The organism is Rubrivirga aquatilis, from assembly GCF_046845665.1.
Taxonomy (GTDB): domain Bacteria; phylum Bacteroidota; class Rhodothermia; order Rhodothermales; family Rubricoccaceae; genus Rubrivirga.
The window spans coordinates 233960-256663 of record NZ_CP177355.1 but is presented as its reverse complement, the minus strand read 5'-3'; the positions used below and the strand labels follow the sequence as shown (position 1 = coordinate 256663).

At 72.9% G+C, this 22704-nt stretch carries 10 protein-coding genes; 4 read left to right on the top strand and 6 right to left on the bottom strand.

Features of this window, described 5'->3' with window-relative positions:
* Positions 1 to 2484, top strand: a complete 2484-nt coding sequence (locus tag ACLII4_RS01080) for a tetratricopeptide repeat protein (protein WP_412069038.1) — start codon at positions 1 to 3, stop codon at positions 2482 to 2484.
* A gap of 279 nt (positions 2485 to 2763) precedes the next feature.
* Here ACLII4_RS01080 and ACLII4_RS01075 read toward each other — a convergent pair whose 3' ends face one another.
* From ACLII4_RS01075 to ACLII4_RS01060, 4 genes are all read right to left on the bottom strand, one after another.
* A complete protein-coding gene (locus ACLII4_RS01075) occupies positions 2764 to 6009 on the bottom strand; it encodes a T9SS type A sorting domain-containing protein (RefSeq protein WP_412069037.1) in 3246 nt (1081 codons plus the stop codon).
* 102 nt (positions 6010 to 6111) lie between these two features.
* On the bottom strand, positions 6112 to 6426 hold the full coding sequence (locus ACLII4_RS01070) for a helix-turn-helix transcriptional regulator (protein ID WP_412069036.1): 315 nt from the start codon (positions 6424 to 6426) through the stop codon (positions 6112 to 6114).
* A gap of 133 nt (positions 6427 to 6559) precedes the next feature.
* A complete protein-coding gene (locus ACLII4_RS01065) occupies positions 6560 to 9556 on the bottom strand; it encodes an ATP-binding protein (RefSeq protein ID WP_412069035.1) in 2997 nt (998 codons plus the stop codon).
* A gap of 460 nt (positions 9557 to 10016) precedes the next feature.
* The gene (locus ACLII4_RS01060; RefSeq protein ID WP_412069034.1) at positions 10017 to 13820 is read right to left on the bottom strand and encodes a T9SS type A sorting domain-containing protein; all 3804 of its coding nucleotides are present in this window, start codon (positions 13818 to 13820) and stop codon (positions 10017 to 10019) included.
* Between the two features lie 935 nt (positions 13821 to 14755).
* Here ACLII4_RS01060 and ruvB point away from each other — a divergent pair.
* Positions 14756 to 15808, top strand: a complete 1053-nt coding sequence (gene ruvB, locus ACLII4_RS01055) for a Holliday junction branch migration DNA helicase RuvB (RefSeq protein WP_412069032.1) — start codon at positions 14756 to 14758, stop codon at positions 15806 to 15808.
* A 45-nt stretch (positions 15809 to 15853) separates the two neighbouring features.
* Here the strand turns inward: ruvB and ACLII4_RS01050 are convergent, their stop codons facing one another.
* Both ACLII4_RS01050 and ACLII4_RS01045 read right to left on the bottom strand, forming a co-directional pair.
* On the bottom strand, positions 15854 to 16990 hold the full coding sequence (locus ACLII4_RS01050) for a P1 family peptidase (protein ID WP_412069031.1): 1137 nt from the start codon (positions 16988 to 16990) through the stop codon (positions 15854 to 15856).
* Positions 16991 to 17016: 26 nt separating this feature from the next.
* The gene (locus tag ACLII4_RS01045) at positions 17017 to 17787 is read right to left on the bottom strand and encodes an aspartate/glutamate racemase family protein (RefSeq protein WP_412069030.1); all 771 of its coding nucleotides are present in this window, start codon (positions 17785 to 17787) and stop codon (positions 17017 to 17019) included.
* 357 nt (positions 17788 to 18144) lie between these two features.
* Here ACLII4_RS01045 and ACLII4_RS01040 point away from each other — a divergent pair, with 357 nt between their 5' ends.
* Entirely contained in the window at positions 18145 to 20022 is a 1878-nt protein-coding gene (locus ACLII4_RS01040; protein ID WP_412069029.1) for an FG-GAP-like repeat-containing protein, read from the top strand.
* Positions 20023 to 20283: 261 nt separating this feature from the next.
* Positions 20284 to 22512 carry a DUF6851 domain-containing protein gene (locus ACLII4_RS01035; RefSeq protein WP_412069028.1) on the top strand — a complete coding sequence of 743 codons (2229 nt, stop codon included), beginning with the start codon at positions 20284 to 20286 and terminating at the stop codon, positions 22510 to 22512.
* Positions 22513 to 22704 lie beyond the last annotated feature (192 nt).

The following is a 22704-nucleotide window of genomic DNA, read 5'->3' as shown; positions in this document are numbered from 1 at the left end:
ATGCCCCCCGTCCCCTGGACTCGGATCGAGACCCTGTTCGAGGAGGCGTTGCGCCACGCGCCCGACGCGCGCCAGGCGTGGCTCCGCGAGCAGTGCGGCGCCGACGACGCCCTCTTCGACCGCGTCGCGGCGCTGCTCGACGCCGACGCCGCCCCGGCCCCGGTGCTCGGGGGGCGGGCCCTGGCGGCGCTCTACGGCGAGGGCGCCCTCGCCGGGCAGCGCGTCGGCGCGTGGCGCGTGGCCGAGCACCTCGGCGTCGGCGGGATGGGCACCGTCTACCGCGCCGAGCGCGCCGAGGGGTTCGAGCAGGCCGTCGCGCTCAAGCTCATCAAGCGCGGGATGGACACCGACGCCGTGCTCCGCCGCTTCCAGGCCGAGCGACGCATCCTGGCGCGGCTCGAGCACCCCGGCATCGCCCGGCTGGTCGACGGCGGGGTGGGGGCGGACGGGCGGCCGTACCTCGCCATGGAGTACGTCGAGGGCGAGCCGATCACGGACTACTGCGACCGCCGCCGGCTCGGCGTCGAGGCCCGGCTCCGGCTCGTGGCGGATGCCTGCGAGGCCGTCGCCTACGCCCACCAGCGCCTGGTCGTCCACCGCGACCTCAAGCCCAGCAACCTCCTGGTGGCCGACACCGCAAGCGGGCCCCGAGTCAAGCTCCTCGACTTCGGGATCGCGAAGGTGCTCGAAGAGGAGGCCGCCGACGACCTCACGCGCACGGGCCAACGCCCCTTTACGCCGTCATACGCCGCGCCCGAGCAGCTCCGGGGCGGCGCCATCACGACGGCCACCGACGTGTACGGGCTCGGGGCCGTCCTCTACCGGCTGCTCGCCGGCACGCGGCCGACACCCGCCGAGGGCCGCTCGCCGGCCCAGGTCGAGATCGCCGTGCTGACGGAGGAGCCCACGCTCCCGAGCCGCGTCGTCCGGGGGCAGGCCGCCATCGCCGACGCCCGCGGGACGACGCCCGAGGCGCTCGCGCGGACGGTGGCGGGCGACCTCGACGGGATCGTGCTCCGCGCCCTCCGCAAGGACCCCGCCGAGCGCTACGCCGACGCCCGCGCGTTGCTCGACGACCTCCGCCGGTACCGCGAGGGCCTGCCCGTCGCCGCGCGCCCGCCGTCGCGGACGTACCGCGCGCGCAAGTTCGTCGGCCGCCACCGCGCGGCGCTCGCGGCGGCCGGGGTCGGCGTCCTCGCCGTCGCGCTCGTGACGGCGCTCGCCTTCGCCCGCGTCGGCGCCGAGCGCGACCTCGCCCGCGCCGAGGCCGCCAAGGCCGCCGAGGTCTCGGGCTTCCTCGCCGACCTCTTCGCCGACACCGACCCCGCCGAGACGCCCGGCGCTGAGTCCTTCGTCCGCGACCTGCTCGCTCGGGGCACCGCCCGCATCGACGCCGACCTCGCCGACGAGCCGGCCCTGCACGCCCAGATGCTCGCCGTCGTGGGCCGGGTCTACCGCCGCCGCGGGCTCTACGCCGCCGCCGACTCCGCGCTCGCTCGAGCGCTCGCGCTGCGGCACGGGCTCGTCGGCGACGGCCACCCGGACGTGGCCGCGGTGCTCAACGAGATCGGCCTGCTCCGCGAGGACGAGGGCGCGTACGCCGAGGCCGAGCGCGTGCTGGCCCGCGCCCTCGCCATCCACCGCGCCCACCCCGACGGCGACCCGCTGCTGCTCGCCAACACGCTCCACAACCTCGCCTTCGCCAACCTCCGCTTGGGCCGCTACGCGGAGGGCGAGGCCCAGATCCGCCAGGCCCTCGACCTCAAGGAGGCCGCCTACGGCGGGCCGCATTCGGACCTCGCCTACAGCCTCAACATCCTGGGCGACCTCCTGACCTTTCGCGAGCGCTTCGCCGAGGCCGAGGCCGTCCACCTCCGCGCCCTCGCCATGCGCCGCGCCTTGCTAGGGCCCGACCACCTCGACGTGTCGTCGACGCTCCACAACCTCGCGGCGACCTACCGCGACCAGGAGCGCTGGGCCGACGCCGAGCCGCTCTACCGCGACGCCCTCCGGATCTCGGAGGCCCACTACGGCCCGGACCACGGCGACCCCGCGAACACCCGGAGCCAGCTCGCGCTAGTGATCGGGATGCAGGGGCGGGATGCCGAAGCGGAGGCGCTGCACCGCCAGGCCGTGGCCGCCGGCCGCCGGGCGTTCGGCCCGTCTCACCCCATCCTCGCGAGCATCCTCAGCCGCCGGGGCGCGATGCTCGACACGAGGGGCCGGCCCGGCGACGCCCTGCCGCTCTTTCGGGAGGCGACCGCGATGACCCGCGCGCGCCTCGGGCCCGATCACCCGAATGCGATCCGGGGCGCCCTCCGCGTCGCCGTCACAGAGGCCCACCTCGGGCGGATCGCCGACGCCGAGCGCGGGCTCGGGCGGGTCGATGCCGCGTGCGCGACCGCCGAGGAAGGGCCCGAGAGCTGCCACCAGGCCGTCGCCGACGCCCGCGCGCTGGTCGCCGAGGCCCGACCCGGGCCCTGAGCCACGGCCTGGAGACCCCGGAGACCAGCGACCGGCCGGGCCTGCGGGCGTCGCTCCCACCACAGTTGCGACGCCGACGCAGCCCCGGCCGGGCCGGTCGAGGGGGGTGTCCCCACCTGTAAGAGCGCAGGGCTCGCACAAAACCGGTCATCGGCCTATAGAAAAAGTGCCGCCCCCGGATGATTGCCCGCCTCGGCGCTCGCGCACCGAGGCGGGCGGACACGTCGGCGCCCCACCGGTGCGAGACCAGCGGGGCGCCGACGAGCCATCCTGCGAGGGCTACCGGGCCACGGTCAGCGAGCGCGTCGCCACGCCGTCCGCGCTCTGGAGCCGGACCACATAGAGGCCCGGCGCGAGCCGGCCCACCTCGTAGCGCGCGTCGCCCGAGGCCACCGGGCCGTCGTGCAACACGGCGACCTCCCGGCCCAGCGCGTCCACCACAGACACGCGGGCCGGGCCGGTCACCCCCGTCACGGCGACCGTCGAGCGGCCGGCCGTGGGGTTTGGGAAGACCGACAGCGCCAGGGCCGCAGGGCCCGTCCCGGTCGCGACGCCGGTGCCGAGCGAGACGCGGACGGCGAACCGGCCCGTCAGGTCTTCGCCCTCGCCAGCCGTGAACACGAAGGGCTGGCCCTCGGAGACCGTCACCGACGTGGTCCCATCAAAGACCTCGACGACGACGGGCCGGTTGCCGACGAGGCCGTTGTCGGGGCCGACCAGCGCGAGCTCGTACGTGCCCGCCTCAGGCACCGAGACCTCAAGCGGGACGAGGGCCGGGGACCCGGCCGCGAGCGGGCCGACCGACATCGCTGCAAAGAGGGCGTCGGCGTCGGCCGCGCCGGAGGTCGGGGCGAACCCGCCGAGCGTGGCGCCGGTGGGGGCCTCGAGGTCGACGCCGTCGAACCGGTCGAGCCCGGCGCTGGCGCCGGTCAGGAACCGGATGGCGAACGTGTCGCCCATCGGTGCCGCCGTGCCGCTGGCGGCCGTCGGGCGGAGCGCGAGGACGACGGCCGTCTCGCCGTCGGTCGGCGCGAACGCCGCGTCGGCGATCGGCGTCGCCGTCGAGCCGGCGGTGCCCGTCGGCACGGAGACCGTCACGCCACACGTCGCGTCGTCGCAGTCGTCGGCGGCCGCGTCGACCTGGAGGATGACGACGTCGAAGGCTCCGAGGGCGACGCAGTCGGCCGTGCCGTCGCAGTCGTCGTCCAGGCCGCCGAGCGAGACCGGGCGGAACGAGCCGGCGGTCGGGTCGAACACGAGGGCCACGTCGGCCAGCGCCCCGCCCTCGACCGCGATGCCGTCGAGGGCGATCGGCCGGCCGGTCGGGTTGCCGACGGCGACGAGCACGCGGGACCCGCCTCCGGCCATGCCGCTGAGGTCGAGCGCGGCGACGGGGTACCCGACGGTCGAGGTCGGGGCCGAGCCCGTGAACGTGAGGTCCGCGCCCGGGGCCACGCCCACCAGGACCGGCTGGCCCGCCGCGATCACGAAGTCGTCGCCGACGGACACGAACCCGGGGCCGCCGTCCGGGCCGCCCATCGCGACGTAGACGTAGACCGTGTCGGCGCCGGAGGCCTGGGCGACGTCGCCGGCGGTGACGCCGCCGAGCGGGACGGCGAAGAGCCGGAGCCCGCCGTCCTCCGCGCCGTCGCCATCGCCGTCGGCCGGGGTGACGGTCACGGTCACGGCTTGGCCGTCGTTGTCGACGACGACGACGGCAGTCTGGGCCGAGGACCCGACCGAGAGGCCAGGGTCGCCGTCGCTCCGTGCCACGACCGAGAGCGTGAACAGGAACGTCTCTGAGTCCTCGACGAACGCGTCGTCGGTGACGGGGACGACGATGTCGATCGTGGCCGGCCCGCCGGCCGCGAACGTGACGGTCCGGGACGTGAACCCACCGAGGTCGGCGGGGTCGCCCGAGACGAGCGTGACGGTGACGTCGGTGTCGACGGCGGGGGCCTCGTCGGCGACGAGCGTGAGGGTGACCGCGCCGGCCCCCTCGCTCACGGCCTGCTGGACGGTGGCGAACCGGACGGCCGGGGCGTCGGTGCCGTCGGCGTCGCCGACTGGCACGGCGGCCGAGAACTCGCTCGTGCCGCCATAGTTGGCCCACCCGCCCACGGCGCCGGAGACCACCCGGTCGATGGTGTTCTGGTCGATGGTGGCGGTCGCCGTGAGGACCTCGCCGCCCACAATGTTCGTCACTTCGAACGTGCCGGCCGCGTCGCCGTCGTCGTCGGCCTGGACGCGGACCGCGCCGAGGAACCGGGCGCCCTCGCCGAACCCGGAGGGGTCGGCGGTGGGGCTGGCGAAGAACTCGATGCGGTACGTCGCCCGGAACTCATCGGAGTCGAGCGTGAAGGCGACGGTGAAGCCCGTGCCCTCCGGCGTGACCGACTCGATGACGGGGTAGTTCTGGAGCCGGTTGGGACCACGGTCCTCGTCGTCCGGGTCGTTGGGGGTAACGCCGGCGTCGGTCTCCTCGCCGCCGACGAGGTTGATCCCGAGCCCGCCGTTCGCGCGGATGACGTTGCCCAGGACGGACGCGCTCGTCTCTGGACCGCCGCTGACGCGGAACGCTCCAGCGTCTCGGCCGCGGACGCCATCGAGCCGGTTGTTCGCGATCACGTTGGCCTCGGCATCGTCGTGGCTCCCATCGCCGTTGGTCCCGACCTGGATGTCGGAGGACTCTTGCACAAAGATGCCTGAGCCCTCGTTGGGCAGGGCGGCCGTCCCGGCCGCGGTCGTGCCGATCCGGTTGCCCGCGACGCGGACGCTGAAGACCCGGAAGACCTCGACCCCGTCGCGCCCGTTGCCGGAGATCACGTTGCGCTCGGCGAGGTCGTCAACGCCGTCCCCGTCGGTCCCGATACGCGCGAAGGGCTGGCCCACGACGACGCCACGGCCCGTGTTCGGGCGCGGCGTTGTGCCGTCCGCAGACGTCCCGATGTACGTCCCCTCAACGACGGGCCGCTGGGGCGGTCCTCCGAAGGGGTTGAAGGTGCCCTGGATGGAAATCCCATCCCCGTCGAACTGGTTGATGACGAGCCCGCGGACGGTGGCGTTCGACTGGTCCAGGTCGAGGCCGTTCGAGGGGCCCGCGAGCGAGCCGTCAAGCTCGACGAGCAGCACGGCGTTGGTCCCCGTCACGCTCGTGTTGGCCTGGGCGCCCGGCTGCGTGTACCCGTCGATGATCACGTTCGGATTCGTGATCGCCGGGAGGGGAGCGAGGGGGCGGATGGTCCGGACGCCACTGCCTGGGATGTCGAAATAGATCTCCTCGAAGCTCCTCGATGCGTTGGCGATCTCGATGGCCTCGCGGAGCGTGCAGTCGCCGTCGGCGGTGTCGTCGGTGCAGGCCGCGAGGCTGGCGGCGGCGTCATAACCCTGGTCGTCGGCCGACGTGTCGACGGTGAGGATTCGGCCCCCGAGTGCGACGCCCTCGGGGGGGGCGAGGCGGCTGGGCTGGGCCCTAGACGGGGCCGCGAGGGCCGTCAGCAGGAGCAGGGCGAAGAGGGTGCGCATCGGGAGTGGGGGGAGAAGGGGCGCGAACGTATGTGTATCGCCCGTGCAGAACCGGACATGGACCTGGCCTGGCGGACGCAGTTTTTGTGAACCGTTCCGGCGTTAGCTCGGAGGGGTGGAGGACCGTCCCGCCACCGCTCGGTAAGCCCGGCGGAAGGCCGAGACGTCGCGGTAGCCGACGGCCCGGGCGGCCTCGCGCGCCGTCACACCGGGGGCGGCTAGCAGCCGGGCGGCCCGCTCCATACGGAGCCGGCGGAGCAGGTCGCGCGGGCCCTCGCCCGTTTCTGCAACCATCAAGCGGCGGACGTGCCGAGCCGTCAGCCCGAGCGTCGCTGCAAGGCGCTCGGCGCCGAACGTCGGGTCGGCGAGGTGGGCCTCGCACAGGGCGTGGACGCGGGCAGGGAAGGGGAGCGCCATGCGGCAGGGGCGAGAGGAGCCCCAACGTCTCGCCGCCGCTCGTGCGGGACCAGGCGCGCGCGCGGGCCAAATCGGACGCGCGCGCGGGCCAAATCGGACATCGGCGCAGAGTATGTGCGGAGCAATTGGAGCCTTAGCCCCCGGCGTTGCTCTGCTCGCGTCGGACGGCCGCGAGGGCCCGGCGGAGCCCCTTGGCATCGGCGTAGCCCACAGCTCCGGCGGCCTCGACGAGCGGGAGGCCGTCGTCGAGCAGCCGCTCGGCGGCCTCCGCGCGGGCCCGGCGCAGGCGCGCCACGGGCGCGTCGCCAGCCACGGCGCGGAGCTTGCGCCGGAGCTGGCGGGACGACAAAGAGAGCGTCTCGGCGAGGGCCTCGGCCCCAAACTGGGGGTCCCCAATCCCTGCGGCGATGCCGTCGTCGACCTCTCGGAGAAAGCGGCGGTCGGCGGCCGAGAGGCCGGGTGGCTCGGGCTCTTGAGAATCGCCCCCAGCGGAGTCGCCCCCGGCCGAGGGCACTCCGAGCAACCGCCGGCGCTCGGCGACGAGCGCGGCGGCCTGCGCGCGGAGGACGTCCGGCGCGAATGGCTTGGCGAGGTAGCCGTCGGCTCCAGAGCGGAAGCCTTCAGCCGTGCCCGGCGCGTCGGCCCGAGCCGTCAGCAGAAGCACGGGGATGTGGCTCGTGCGGCGGTCGGCCTTGAGGGCCCGCGTCAGCGCAAACCCATCGAGGCCCGGCATCATCACGTCGCTCACGACGAGGTCTGGGACGAATTTGAACGCGAAGGCGAGCGCGTCGTCGCCGTTGGCGGCCTGGACCACACGGGCGGGCTCGGCGAACCCGTTGCCGTCGCGGCGGGCGAGGTGGTCGGCGATGTAGCCTCGGAGGTCGTCGTGGTCGTCGACGACCAGGACCAGCAGGGCGTCGTCGGGTAGTGGTGGGACGCCCCCGCCGTCGCCCTGAGCTGGACCGACACCGGCGCAAGGCGTGGCGAGCGGGAGGACGAGGGTGAAGGTGGCGCCCTCCCCGAGTAGGCTCGCGACCTCGACACGTCCCCCGTGCCGCTCCATCCATTCCCGCGCGAGGGCGAGCCCCAGGCCGGACCCAACTCCGGCCTGCTCGTCGGCCCGGTAGAACCGGTCGAACAGATGGGGCCGGGCGTCCGGTGCGATGCCCGGTCCGGTGTCGGCGACGGCCACACGCGCTTCGCCGGGGGCCGCCGTCAACTGGACCGCGACGCGCCCACCGCGTGGCGTGTGCCGGAGGGCGTTCGCAACGAGGTTGCCGAGCGCCCGGTCCACCGTCGCGGCGTCGACCGTGGCGGCGAGGCGCTCGGGGGCCTCGACCTCGAGCGCGACGTCGGCGCGGTCGGCGTGGGCCCCGAACCGGTGCACCGCGTCGGCGACGAGGGCCGCGAGGTCGACGAGTTGGGGGCGGTGCGGCATCTGGCCCGCGTCGAGGCGGGCGGCGTCGAGCAACTCGTCGACCAGGTGACGCAGCCGATCCGCATTGTCGTGGGCGAGGTCGACGGCCCGGCGGACGGGCGTGTCGAGCGTCCCGTGGCGGCCCTGGGCGAGGTCGTCGAGCGGGCCGAGCGTGAGGGTGAGCGGGGTGCGGAGCTCGTGGCCCGCCGTCTGGAAAAAGCGGGCCTGGGCCTCGCGGGTCTCGCGGACGAGCGCGTTCGTCTGGGCGAGGTCGGCGTTGGCGTGGGCGAGGGCGCCGGCCTGGCTCTCGATCTCGGCGTTCGTGCGTCGGACGGCCCGGACGTAGAGGCCGCCGCCCACGGCTGCGAGCACGCCCACCACGAGCACGCCCAACAGCCCGAAGAGGAGGCGCTGGCGACGTCGCGCGGCGGCGGCGCGTTCGTCGGCGAAGGTGGCCTCGGCCTGCAGGCGCCCGACCTCGCGGGCCTGTTCGGTGCTCCGCAGGCTATCGGCGAGGGCCGCCGACCGCCGGAAGGACGCGAGCGCGCCGGCCGGGTCGCCGCCAGCGCTGAGGGCGGCGGCGTGCTCCGCGAAGGCGTCGCGGGCGGGCGCGGCCAGTGCAGCCCCCTCGGCCACGGCGATCGCGCGGGCGGCGTACGCGGCGGCTCGAGCGGGGCGCCCTCCGATACGGGCCTCTCGGGCGAGCAGCGTTAGAGCGAGGGCGTGGACTCCTGGCCCGGACGGGGACGCCACGACAGAGTCGGCGGCTGGGCGGAGCGCGTGGCGGACGGCTTCGCTCCACCCGTCGTCGGCCCGCGCGGCCGCCTCCAGGACGCGGAACTCGAACCGGTAGCGGGCGGTGGCCGAGCCCGCGAGCGCGTCGTGGCCGGCCCGGTAGGCGGCGACGGCCTCATCGGTCCGGCCCGCCTCGCGCAAGACGTCGCCGAGCAGCTGGTAGTAGCCCGAGGCGTAGCCGGCGTGCCCCCGGCCGGCTTCGGCGTCGGCGAGCTGCCGGAGCGTGGCCGCCGCCGCGTCGACCCGCCCGAGCGCGGCGTCGACGCGCGCCCGCCCGGCGTGGGCATCGGTGCCCCAGTCGGTCTCGGCGTCGGCGGCCACGGCCGCCGTCCCGGCATTCTCGTAGTGGCCAAGCGCGGCGACGAGGTCGCCGGCGGTCAGCGCCATGTCGCCGAGCGCGAGCGACGAGAGGCCGACGCTTTTCGCATCGCCGAGGGCGCGGGCCTCGCGTACGATCCGACGGTGTAGCGCGGCGGCCTCGGGCGCCTGCCCCGCGAAGGCGTGCTGGTTGGCGAGCAGGTTGAGTGAGACCAGCAGCGCCCGGCGCCCGTCGGCGCCCGCCATCGCTTGGTGGACGGCCACGGCCCGGCGGCCCAGCGCCAGGCCCTGGTCCCGGTCGGCGTCGCTTGCGGCCACGCCCTGCCACGCCAGCGCAACGCCCTCGGTGCGCCGGTCGCCCGCGCGGCGGGCGGCCGCGGCGGCCTGAGCGAAGAGCCGGTCCGTACCCGCCTCGCCTTGGTGGTAGCGAGCGTAGGCGGCGGCGTACAAGCTCTGGCCGACGCCTGCGGCCGACCCAGCCTGGCGGGCGAGCGCCAAGGCCTCTTCGGCGAGGGCGCGCCCGCGGTCGGGTGAGGGGGCGTCCAGCGCGAGCTCCGTCAGCCGCTCCGCGCGGGCAGCTAGGTTGGCCTCAGGAGGCACCGGCTGAGCCAAGGCCCCCACGGCCAGCAAAGCCGCGACCCCGGCGATCCGTCGACGATGCACGTGTCCTCTGCCCGTTGTGAGCGCACTAGATACGCCCGCTCTGAGGCCAGTCCGAGAGCATATCCACCCCACGACGGCGTGAACCGAGCGGTGCGAAAGGGTGGATCAGTTAGGGAATCCTCCGGTTGGGCCTCTAGGGGAGGGGCAAAAAATCCTCGCTCTGCATGACCGGTCGACCCGCTCCCTACGGGCGGCGGACACCGACATCGCGGCGCCCTGTCGGCACGACGCCGAGGGCACCGCCGTGTCGGCATCGTGCTGCCGCGCAATCCGTGTGACACCCTCGGCAAGTCGGCCGGTCCCACCGGCCACCCACCTCGTCACTGAGGCAGGTGGACACAACGGCGCCCCGCCGACACAAGGCCGACGGGGCGCCTATCCATCGATCGAGGGGCCGCTACCGAACGACCGTGAGCGACCGGACCCGCACGCCGTCCGGGCCCTCGGCGCGGACCACGTACACGCCCGGCGCCAGGCGGTCGACCGGCCACTCGGCCCCGGCCGCGACCACGCCCTCGTGCAGGCGGGCGACCTCCCGGCCCAGCGCGTCGTACACGGCCACCCGGACCGTCCCGGCCATGCCCGAGAGCGCGACCGTGGCCCGGCCCGCCGTCGGGTTCGGGTACACCGCCAGCGCCGCCAGCGCCGGGTCCCCCTCGGTGGCCACGTTCGAGATCACCGAGACGCGGACCGAGAACCGGCCCTCCACGCCGTCGGGCCCGACCATGTCCTCGCCGGCCTCGAACACGAACGGCGCCCCGTCCGTGACGACCGTCGCGGTGGTCCCGTCGAACACCTCGACGACGACCGGGCGGCCGTCGACCGAGCCGGGCACGTGGGCCAGGGCGAACTCGTACGTCCCGGCCTGGGGCACGGCGACGACGAGCGGGACCGTCACCGACTCCCCGACCGCGAGCGCGCCGCGCGACTCGGCCGCGAACCGGGCCCCCGCTCCGGCTGGGCCGGGCGAGGCGAGCATGGCGCCGCCGGGGCTCTCGAGGTCGACGGCGTCGGAGGGGTCGAGCCCCGCCGAGGCATCGGCCAGGAGCCGGAGGGCGAACGTGTCGCCCGGGGACGGGGCGTCAACGATCAACTGGGCCGTGGCGCCGTCGCCCGCCGGGGGCCGGAGCGCGAGGACGACCGCCGTCTCGCCGTCGGACGGCGTGAACACCTCGTCGCCGACGAGGTCGCCCGTGCCGGTGGACCCGCTGGTCGCGACCGAGACGGCCACGCCGTCGCAGTCGTCGTCGACGCCGTCCGTGGTGCAGGCGCCGTCGTCCGGGATCACCTGGAGCACGACGACCTCGAAGGCGCCGAGCGCGAGGTCCTGCCCGTCACCGATCTGGACCGGCCGGAAGGCGCCGGAGACCGCGTCGAAGACCAGGGCCACGTCGGCGAGCGTCCCACCGGTGACCTCGATGTCGCCGAGCGAGAGCCGCTCGCCGGTCGGGTTGCCGACCGCGAACAGCACGCGGTCGGCCTCGTCGTCCCCGCCCGTGGTCCCGCCGTCGAGGTCGAGCGAGGCGACGGGGTACGTCACCACGTCGTCCGGAGCGGAGCCGGAGAACGTGAGCTCGGCGCCCGGGGCGACGTCGGCCAGGATCGGCTCGCCAGCCTCGAACACGTAGTCGTCCTCGGCCTCCACGAAGCCGGGCGTGCCGCCAGGGCCGATGCCGGGCTCGGACCGGAACACCGAGCCGCCACCGGCGGCCTCAGCGATCTGGCTGGCCGTGACGCCATTGATGGGCAGCGAGAACAGGCGCGGGCCGCCGTCCTCCTCCCCGTCGCCGTCGGCGTCGCGCGGCGTGACAGTCACGGTCACCGGCGGGCCGTCGTTGTCGACCACGACCACGGCCATCTGGGCCGGGCCCCCGACCGTGAGCCCGCCGCCGTCGGCGCCGCCGCCGTCCGTCGAAAGCGCGAACGAAAACGTCTCGTTGTCCTCGACGAACGCGTCGTCGGTGATCGGGACGGTGACGGTGAAGGTGCCCCCGTTGGGAGCGACGGTCACGGTCTCGGAGGTGAACCCGCCGAGGTCGGCCGGGTCGCCCGAGACCAGCGTGACGGTGACGTCGGTGGCCACGGCGGACTCGCTGTCGACGGTCACCACGAGGTCGACAGAGCCGTCGCCCTCGTTTACAGCCTGCTGGATGGTCGCGAACGAGACGGTCCCGTTGGAGGCCGGCCCGACGCTGAAGAGGTCGACCTCGTAGCTCCCGACCTCGTCGCCCTCGTCGTCGTAGTCGTCGAGCGGGCCGTCTCCAGTGCTGTAGATATCTCCGTTGTCCGAGTCGAGGTGCACCTGGTTCAGGTCCGAGATGCACAGCGTGTAGGTGCCCGGCCCGTACCCGGCGTCGGCTAACTCGCCACGCCTGAACGTGGGGTACAGGGTGCCTCCGCCTCCGCGGGCGGCCGTGCGGCCGAAGGGATTGGAGAAGTCGTCGTCGTTGTAGAGGGCGAGGATGCCGTTCGCGTCGTAGAGGTGGAACTGCGGGTCCCGGATTTGGGGGTCGTCGTCGCCCCCGTACGCGAAGGCAGAGAAGTCGTCGGCGTCGAGGACGTTGAACGTGAAGCAGTCGACGTCGTCGCCGGGGTCGGCCTCGGGGCCGTTGCCGATGAACCCGTAGAAGTACGCGGCCTGTTCACCCTTGCCTTCGTAGAAGCTGTCTGAGGGCAGGGTCTGGGCCGGACTGTCGACGATGTTGCCGGCGTCGCTGGGCTGGCCGTTGTCGCCCTCGGGCGCCACGAATTCCGGGATCTCGACGGCGTTCGAGAACTCGGAGGTCGGGCCATTGACCGGGCCGCCCTGCTTCGAGCGGGCGTCGGCCACCGTCGCGAGCCAGCCGCGCGCGGCCGCGCGCTTCTCCCCCGGCGCCACGGTCACTTCTGGCGGCAAGCCCCCAAGCTTGGTGGCCGTAGCGGTTACGAAGCCGCCCTCCGGCAGCAGCCCGTCGAAGACAAAGGTCCCGCCGCCGTCGCCCTTCCCATCCGTCCCGTCAGCGGGGTCGCCGATCGGGATCTGACCCTCAGTAACGTCCCCGTCCGGCTCGTTGAAGTAGAACGAGAGGCCGTAGGTGGTGTTGGGCTCGCCCTGGATGGCGTAGTCGACGGAGGTCGCCGTGGGGTTCGAGAGCGTGATGGTGGCGGCGCCGATGTTGCCCCCACTCTTGGCGTCGCCGTTGTCGATCCCGAGCCCAATGTTGTCGTCGATGGAGCCCGCGATGATCGCTAGTTCAGACCCGTCTGTGACGCGGACACCCGTCCCGTTCGAGATGGTGGTCTCGGCGTCGGCGCCGAGGCCGATCAAGTTGCTCGCCACCGTGTTCGCGAACGCGTTGCTCCCCTCCGAGAGGATGCCAACGGTCGCGTTCCCGATCACGTTGACCGGGGCGTTGAAGCCTCGCCTGCGCGGTCCAAAGAAGAAGCTCCCGATCTCGTTGTTCTGGACGATTACCGAGAACCCGGAGAGCTGAATCCCCGCGCCGAACGAGCCCTGGGCCGTGACGCCGTCCGGGCGGACCCCGATAAAGTTGTCCCCGATAAAGTTGTCCTGGACAGTGGTGATAGAGTTGTCCTGGACACTGAATCCGAGCCGGCCCTCGGCGAGCCTCGTCGACCTGGACACGGAGCCGCCCAGGAAGATGCCGGCCGACCCCGACCCGTTGATCACGAGCCCGCCGATGGTGTTGCCGTTGCTGGAGACAGTGAGCAACGGGCCGAGGAGGTCGCGGCGCATCGGCCCGCTGGCGGACGTGATCTCGATGCGGAGGACCGACGACGAGCCGTCTGCGATGTCGAACGAGGAGTTGCGGCTGGTCCCCGGCTGGCTAAAGCCGTCGATCTCGATGCCGTTCTGACGGAGGGCCGGGAGCCCGGAGGTCCGGATCGTCCAGACGCCCGGCGCCGCGCCGGGGCCTTGCTGCCGGAGCGGGCTGCTCCCCATGTTCTGGTTGACAGCCCCGGTGGTCGCGTCGTTGTCGTAGCCGGGGTCGGACGTGGGGATGTCGAACGAGATGTACCGCCCACTCTCCCCGTTATCACAGTCGCCGTTGCCGGCTAGGTTGGCCTCGTCGATGGCCTCGCGCAATGTGCAGAACCCGTCGCCGGCCACCGAGTTGTCCGCCGTCGTGTTGACGACGGTGGGGACCACCTGGGCGCTGGCGGCGGCGGCGAAGAGGGTGGCGAGGAGAAGCAGGCCCATGGGGAGGGCGCGCGTCCGAAGTAACAAGGTCATAGGGGTAGCCGTGAGAGGGCAGCAACAGAGAGGAGGGCCGGCGGAGGGAGGTCCTGCGCAGGCCCGGCACGTCAAAATGTAAGCCGGAGGATTTTTAGACGTGCAAGGGCGAGTGCCTTGGCATGTGACGATTTGGTGGGGGCTTGGGTAGGGCCATCCGCACGCGGGGGCAGGGCCGGTGTGGAGACCCTGTTGTAGCGCCATGGCACCCAGTGGGTGTCAATTTTGCCATTCGGTTAGGTCGTGCCCGGCCGGCTCAGCCCTACGGGCCAAGGGGGCGAACGCCTTGACATTCTGGCGCTCCACCTCTGCGCCTGCGCAGACCTAACGCAATGAGACGCCCGCTCCCCTGACGCAGCGGGCGCCACGTGGCATGAGCATGACGTACCCGGCCATGTCGAGCCCACCGGCCTCCGAGACCGACCCTCCACCATCGCGGCAAACCAGGCCGCCAGCATGAGGAGCGGAGAGGACGGAGTCGTCGGCCGTGGGGTGTGGGCCAGGCAGTAGCGGTAGGCTGCCCCCTCGTCTGGGCCGCCCGCCGGTCCGAAGGAGAGGGAGAAGGCCGCCCGCCGGGCTGTGTCGCACACTAGAGAGCAAGCGAAATGAGAGCTGGTCCGTCGTCGACGATCGACCTGTCGCTGGCGGTGCGCCTTGCGGCAGCGGGTGCGGAGTCCGCCCGTGCGCCCCGCTCCTCGATCTCGCGACTCATGAGACGTGGCGCCGACGGCGGCTTTGGTTCACCGTGTGCTGTCGCCCCGCCCCGCTGGCTGGCATGAGACCATCCGTATGCGAGTCCTCCCCGCCTCGACGCCGAGGTCGGATACGATAGTGCGGAGGCCGGACGGGTGACGCGTCCTGTCACACCCGGCCCCTACCTTCCGGCAAACACCTGCATTCCGATGGACTCCGCTCCCCGCGACGCCAGCGCGCCGACCACGACGCCCGACGCCGACCTCGAAAAGGCCTTGCGCCCGCGTGCGCTCGACGACTTTATCGGCCAGCCCAAGATCAAGGACAACCTCCGGGTCTTCGTCACGGCCGCCTTGCAGCGCGGCGAAGCGCTGGACCACGTCATCCTGTCCGGCCCGCCCGGCCTCGGCAAGACGACGCTGGCGTACATCATCGCCGAGGAGATGGGCTCCGAGGTCAAGAGCACGTCCGGCCCCGCGCTCGACAAGCCGGCCAACATCGCCGGGCTGCTGACGAACCTCAACGAGGGCGACGTCCTGTTCATCGACGAGATCCACCGGCTGTCGCCCGTCGTCGAGGAGTACCTCTACTCCGCGATGGAGGACTACGCCATCGACATCCTGATCGACTCGGGCCCGAGCGCCCGGTCCGTCCGCATCGCGCTCCCCCCGTTCACGCTCATCGGCGCGACGACGCGCAAGGGCTTGCTCACGGCCCCGCTCCGCGCCCGCTTCGGCGTCGACTTCCGGTACGACTACTACGACGTCGATACGCTCCACCGGATCGTGCACCGCAGCGCGAACTTGATGAACGTCGACATCGACGACGACGGCGCCTACGAGATCGCCCGTCGCTCCCGGGGCACGCCGCGCATCGCCAACAAGCTGCTCCGCCGCACGCGCGACTTTGCCGAGGTGGAGACCGAAGCGGGCCCGGGCGACGGCAAGGTCTCGCGAGCGGTCGCCGACCACGCCCTCAACGCGCTTGACGTGGACGAGGCCGGCCTCGACGAGATGGACGCCCGGATCCTGACCGCGCTCATGGAGAAGTTCGACGGCGGCCCGGTCGGCATCTCGACGATTGCCGTGGCCGTCGGGGAGGACGCCGGGACGGTCGAGGAGGTCTACGAGCCGTACCTCATTCAGGAGGGGTTCATGGCGCGGACGCCGCGCGGCCGGGTCGCCACGCGCCGCGCCTACGACCACTTCGACATCGCGCCGCCGCTCAAGCAGTCCGACATCTTCGACGAGCTGATCGGGTAGGCCGCCTCGCTCGCCGCTCGCCGTAGAACGCGTCGTGGCCCGGGGTTAGCGGGACGAGCCGGGCGGCAACGTCCGGTCCCAGTCCCGGACGCCATACCGGTCCAGGATCTCGAGCACGCGGTCGACCGGGAGCGCCTCGACCGTGCCGCAGTGCCCGGCGACCGTCGTGGCCCGCAGCATCGAATTGTAGATCGCCTCCTCGGTGGCCTCGGCGACGGCCTGGAAGAGCGGCGACATGGCCCCGTTGCCGACGAGGGGGCCGTCGCCCCGCGCCGTCGAGAACGCGATCACGTAGTCGCCCGACCCGTTCGTCAGGCTGGCTCCGGTCCGGGCGAGGCCCCCGAGCGCCCGGGTCGCCAGCCGCTCCAGGAGCCGGGCGTCGAGCGGGGCGTCGGTGGCGACCACGATCATGATGCTGCCGTCGGCGCTCTCGCCCAGGGCTCGCTGGAACGCGAACTGCCCCAGTTCGCGCCCGACGGGCGCCCCGTTCATCGTGAGTACGCCGCCGAAGTTGGACTGGACGAGCACGCCGACCGTGTGGCCGCCGAGCGCCGCGGGCACGGCCCGCGAGCTCGTCCCGATGCCGCCCTTCCAGCCGAACGCCACCGTGCCGGTGCCCGCGCCGACGGAGCCCTCCGCGATCGGCCCGCCCGACGCTCGGACCAGCGCCTCGGCGACGTGCGCCGCGCCGACCGGCCGGCGCCGGATGTCGTTGAGGAACCCGTCGTTCGTCTCGCCGACGACGGGGTTGATCGACCGGACCTCCTCCATGCCCGGCTCCGCCAGCAGCAGGTCCACCAAGGCGTCCGCCGCGTTCCAGACGCAGAGCGTGCACGTCAGCAGGATCGGCGTCTCGAGCTCCCCCAGCTCGCGGACCTGGGTCACCCCCAACAGCTTCCCGTACCCGTTGCCGACGACGATCGCCGCCGGCACGCGCTCCCGGTACACGTTGCCGCCGTGGGGCCGGATCGCCGTCACGCCCGTCCGCACCGAGTCGCCCTCGATCACGGTGGCGTGGCCCACCTCCACGCCCGCGACATCGGTGATGGCGTTCAACGGCCCGGGCGGAAGGATGCCGACGACGAGACCGATGTCGCGGGCGCGTGGCCGCTCCGGTCCCTGAGCATGGAGCGCGGGGGCGGCAAGCAGCAGGGCCGTCGTCCACAGGAGAACGCGATGCATGGGGAGAGGGAGGAGCGAGGCCCAGTCTAATCCAGGTCCACGAGCCGGTCGGGGCAGCTCTCCCGGACGAGCGCACGGGCGAGGACGGCCGTGGCGTCGAGGAGCGGGATGCCTCGAACCTCCGGCATCCGGAGGGCGAGCGGGATCTCCGTACAGGCCAGCACGACCACCTCGGCACCCTGGCTGAGGAGCGCGTCGAGGCCGAGATGAAGACGGCGGACGGCCTGTGCATGGACCGGGTCGGCCACGCTCTTGATGCCGGTCGCCTCGTCGTAGATGGCCGGCTGCACGGTCGTCGCCTGAAGGGCCAGGGGAAGCTGGAGCACGTCGAGGCCCTGTGGCCTGAGGCGGTCCGGGTAGACGTTGGCCATAAGGGTCCCCGTCGTGGACAGCACCCCGATGCGGCGGGCGTCCGGAACGCGCCGGGCGAGCTCACGGCCGACTTCGTCGATCATGTGGACGAGGGTGCACCGCCCCTCGACCCGCTCCCGAACCACGTCGAAGATCTCCGGCGCGTGGGCCGTGTTGCAGGGAATGCCGACGACTTCAGCGCCCGCGTCCACCAAGCCGAGGGCGATCTCGGCGAGCGCCTCGCCCGGGTTGTCAACGGCGTGCCCCAGCAGGAACGCCGTCCGGTCGGGGATCCGGTGGGGAAAGGAGGCCAGCGTCACCGGAAGGTGGTCTTGATCGTTCCCCGCTCGCGTCGACGTCAAGACCTTTTGGAAGAGATCCAGGCCTGCCCGAGGCCCGACGCCTCCGAGGATGCCGATCGGTCGGGCGCGGTGGGAAGGGGTCATGTGACAGCGGTCGTGAGGCCGCAGGAGACGCTCTCGACAGTCGACGGATCCAAGCCGCGGCGTCGCCCGCGTACAGGCGGGCGCTCCCCGCGGCCGAGCGCACCGTCGCGGCCACGCGGACTGCGGGCTCACCGCCCTAGAGCCGCGACATCGCATCTGGTTCAGAGGGCCCCCGGTCAGGCGCGGATGCTCCAGGAGTAGATTGGCCATCGCCGGAGGCGATCGGCGCGCAAGGTCGCCTCATTCGGGATCTGCTGAGTCGTCCTCGGGCCGTGTGCTCCTTTCTCGCCAATCTCCCTCCGACTCGTGACGCGACCCGCTTTGTCCACTCGCTCCCAGGGTACCTCTCCGCGAGGAGTGCTCCTTGCCGGGCTGCTCGCGCTCGCTGCACCGTGTCTGGCACAGGGCGGGTTCGTAGAGGTCGCCGAAGAGGTCGGCGTCTACCACGTCCACAACGACCCCCGGCTGTCGGGCGGCGGCGTGGCCCTCTTCGACGCCAACGGGGACGGCCACCTCGACATCTACCTGACCGGCGGGAAAGACCGCGACGCCCTCTTCGTCAATGACGGGACGGGGCACTTTGCGTGGTCGGACGCCGGGCTCGACGTGACCGAGACCGTCCAGTCCGTCGGGGTCGTCACGGCCGACGTAGACGGTGACGGCGACCGCGACGTCTTCTTGACCACGGGCCCCAGTCGGGGCAACCGGCTCTTGCGCAACGACGGCGGGACGTTCGTCGACATTTCGGACATGGCCGGGGTCGCCGCGCTCGACGGGTACTCGTCGTCGGCTGCCTTCGGCGACGTCGACCTCGACGGCGACGTCGACCTGTTCGTCACGCGGTACATCCGGGTCCCAGCCTTCCATTACGACGCGGACGGGAACGTGACGGGGTTTGCCCACGAGTGCCTCGCTGACGTCCTGTACCTCAACGATGGGACGGGGCGGTTCACGGACCGCACTACCGAGTTCGGCATTGCCAACGCCGGCTGCGGGCTCGTCGCGGCGTTCTCGGACTACGACGGCGACACGGACCCAGACCTGTTCGTGCTCAACGACTTCGGCGCCTGGATCGAGCCGAATAGCCTCTACGAGAACCCCCGGATCGGCGGTGCCGGAGGGGTCGCGTTCGTCGATGTCGGGCCGGAGACGGGGATGGACCTCGCCATCTACGCGATGGGCTTGGCGCCCGGCGACTACGACGGCGACGGCGACCTCGACTACTACGTCACCAACATCGGCCGCAACATGTTGCTAGAGCACGGGCCCTCAGGCGCGTTCTCGAACGCGGCGCCCGCGCTCGGCCTCGAAAACGAGTTCGTCGACGGCGGGCCGTTGCAGTCGGCCAGCTGGGGGACCGCCCTCGCCGACTTCGACCAGGACGGGCACCTCGACGTGGTGATGGCGAACGGGTACGTCCCGGCGGCCCGGTTTATCGAGAACTCCCGGGAGTCGCCCGACCGGTTCTACCGCAACCGGGGCGACGGGACGTTCGAGGACGTCTCGGCCGCGGTCGGCTTCGACGACCGGAGCTGGGCGCGCGGGCTCGCCATCGGCGACCTCGACGGCGACGGGGACCTCGACGTGGTCGTCGCGGTGGTCGCCTCGGTCTCGGACCCCGACCCCAACCGGACCCCGCGCACCGTCATCTATCGGAACGACCTTGCCGACGGCCACTGGCTCCGGGTCCGGCCTGTCGGGACGCGGTCGAACCGGGACGGAATCGGGGCGCGCGTCGAAGCGCACGGCGGGGGGCGCCGGTGGATCCGCGAGGTCCGGGCCGGCGAGAGCTACCTCTCGCAGCACGAGGGAGCCGCGCACTTCGGGCTCGGCGCCGTCGCCCGGCTCGACTCGGTCGTGGTGGTGTGGCCGGGCGGCCACCGCGACGTCGTCCGCGACGTCGCGGTGGACCGGTCGATGGAGGTGGCGGAGAGCGCCGCGGTCGCCGACGAGCCCTCACCCCAGGCGGGGGGCCTCGCGATCCGGTCGGCCGGCCCGAACCCGACCCGCGGGGCGTTCGAAGTGGCTTACGAGGCGGTGGGGCCGGCGACGTTTGTCGTTTACGACGTGCTCGGCCGCGAGGTCGCCCGGCAGCACGCGGGGCGGGACGGGGCGGGCCAGTTCCGGTGGGACGGCCGCGCCGGCGACGGCCACCCAGCCGCGGCGGGCGTATACGCCTACGTGATCCGGGACGGGGACCGAGCGGTTCAGGGCACGTTCACACGCCTCCGATGAGCGTCGGTCTCTGACACGCCCGGCCGCGCCCCGTCGCGTCCCGAGCGTTCCTCCAGTCGAAGGTCGTCGAGGGTGGCCACCTCGGGTCCCCGTTCGCTCAGAGGTGGGAGGGGGGAGGCCGTTGCGACGGCCTCGCAGGGCGGCGCCAAGGCGTGTCGAAACCTTCCGTATCTAATCCCCTGAGGGACGGGCGCCCGCACCGGGCACGACGTGCCCCACGCGCTCGCCTCTCGCTCCGTTCGACTTGATCCCCGCTGGCTGATGCGTTTTGTCTCTCACCGTTTTGGACGTCCGAGCTCCCTCGGCCAGCAGGTTCTCCTCGTCGTGCTGGCCGTTGTGCTGGCCGCGCCCGCCGGGGCCCAGCCATCCGCCGCCCGCCAGTGGAACGAAGCGTTGCTGGAGGGCATCCGCTCGGACTACGCCCGGCCGACCGTCCACGCCCGCAACCTGTTCCACGTCTCGGTGGCCATGTACGACGTGTGGGCGGCCTACGACGAGGTCGCCTCGACGTACCTCCTGAACCAGACCCGGGGACCGGCGGCGTGTGCGATCGGGTCCGTCGGCACCCCCGCCGACCGGGAGGCCGCGCGGGCAGAGGCCCTCAGCTACGCCGCGTACCGACTCCTCGTCCACCGCTTCCACGACTCGCCGGGCGCCGACGAGACGCTCCCGCTCGCCGACAGCCTCCTGGCAGCGCTCGGCTACGACGCCTCCGTCACGACCACCGACCCCACCAGCCCGGCCGGGCTGGGCAACGCCGTCGCGGCGTGCCTCGTCGCCTTCGGGCAGGACGACGGTGCCGGCGAGGCGACCGGCTACGACTACCAGGACTACGCGCCGGTCAACCCCCCCCTCCTGATCTCACTCCCTGGCAACCCCGACCTCGTCGACCCCAACCGCTGGCAGCCCATCCAGTTCGACCTGTTCGTCGACCAGTCGGGCAACGTCGTGCCGGGCGGGACCCCGTCGTTCGTGGGGCCGGAGTGGGCGCGGGTCACGCCGTTCGCCCTCCGCTCCAGCGACCGGACGCCTTTCGACCGGGACGGCGCCGACTTCTCGGTCTACCACGACCCCGGCCCGCCCCCGCTCCTCGACACGCTCGCCTGGGGGGGGACGACCGACGCCTACCTCTGGGGCTTCGGCGTGGTGGCGCGCTGGAGTGGCCACCTCGACCCGTCGGACGGCGTGACGTGGGACGTCTCGCCCGGCGCCACCGGCGGACTGACCGACGGGGACCTGCCCGAGGGCATCGACGAGTACCCGGCGTACTACGACCCGGAAGGCCGGGCGGCGCTCGGGGCCGGCCGGGCGACCAACCCGGTGACCGGGCAGCCCTACGTCTCCAACCCCGTCCGCCGCGGCGACTTTACGCGCGTCCTCGCCGAGTTCTGGGCCGACGGCCCGGACTCGGAAACGCCGCCGGGCCACTGGTTCACGATCCTCAACACGGTCAGCGACGACGACCAACTCGTCAAGCGTCTCGGGGGGGACGGGCCCGAACTGTCCGACCTCGAATGGGACGTCAAGAGCTACCTCGCGCTCGGCGGCGCGATGCATGACGCGGCGGTGGTGGCCTGGGGCCTCAAGGGACGCTACGATTACATCCGGCCGGTCTCGGCGCTCCGCGCGATGGCCGAGCGTGGCCAGAGCTCCGACCCCTCGGCGCCGAGCTATCACCCGGGCGGGATCGCGCTCGTCCCCGGCGTCGTCGAGCGGATCGAGGAGGGCGACCCGCTGGCTGGCGCCTTCGGCCAGCGGACTGGGGAGATCAAGGTGTGGACGTGGCTGGGCCCGGACGCCGTCGTCGACCCCGAGGAGGACGTCGCGGGCGTCGGGTGGGTCCGGCTCAAGTCGTGGTGGCCGTACCAGCGGCCGACGTTCGTGACGCCCCCGTTCGCGGGCTACGTCTCGGGTCACTCGACCTTCTCACGAGCGGCGGCGGAAGTCCTGGAACGGCTCACGGGCAGCCCGTACTTCCCGGGCGGCCTCGGTGAGTTCGAGGCGCCAGCCGGCGAGTTCTTGGTGTTCGAGGACGGCCCGAGTGAGACCGTCCACCTCCAGTGGGCGACCTACCGCGACGCGGCCGACCAGTCCGCGCTGTCGCGGATCTGGGGCGGCATCCACCCACCCGCCGACGACATTCCGGGCCGCCGGATCGGGGCGGTCATCGGCCCCCAGGCGTTTGACCTGGCCGTCACGTTGTTCGAGGGACAGGCGCCCGTCGGAACCGAGCGGTCGCCGGTGCGCACCGTGCACGTCTATCCCAGCCCCCTCCGCTCCGGTCATCCCTTGATCGTCGAGGCCGCGCCGGGCGCCGACGTGACCGTCTGGGACCTCCAGGGCCGCCGCGTTCGGACCGCGACGGCGGGTACCGGCGGGCGCGTCCTCGTCCCGACGGCCGGATTGGCAGCGGGCGCGTACGTCGTCCGCGTCTGGTCGGGCGTCGAGGTCCGCTCGTCGCTCGTCCACGTCGTTGGAGAGGAGCGGTGACGGCGTCGCGGGCCTGCGGGTAAGCACGTTCGCGATCTCGCGCTAGTCCCCGTTCCGACCCCACGGCCAAGCTGGCGCCGTGTCTCGAGCCGGCCCCTCGACTCCGACCGCCTGTCCCAACCGACGGCGGCGCGGCGGCTCTCGTCCGGCGGGCCTGATTCCAAGGTCGCGATCGCCTGGGGAGGACGGAGT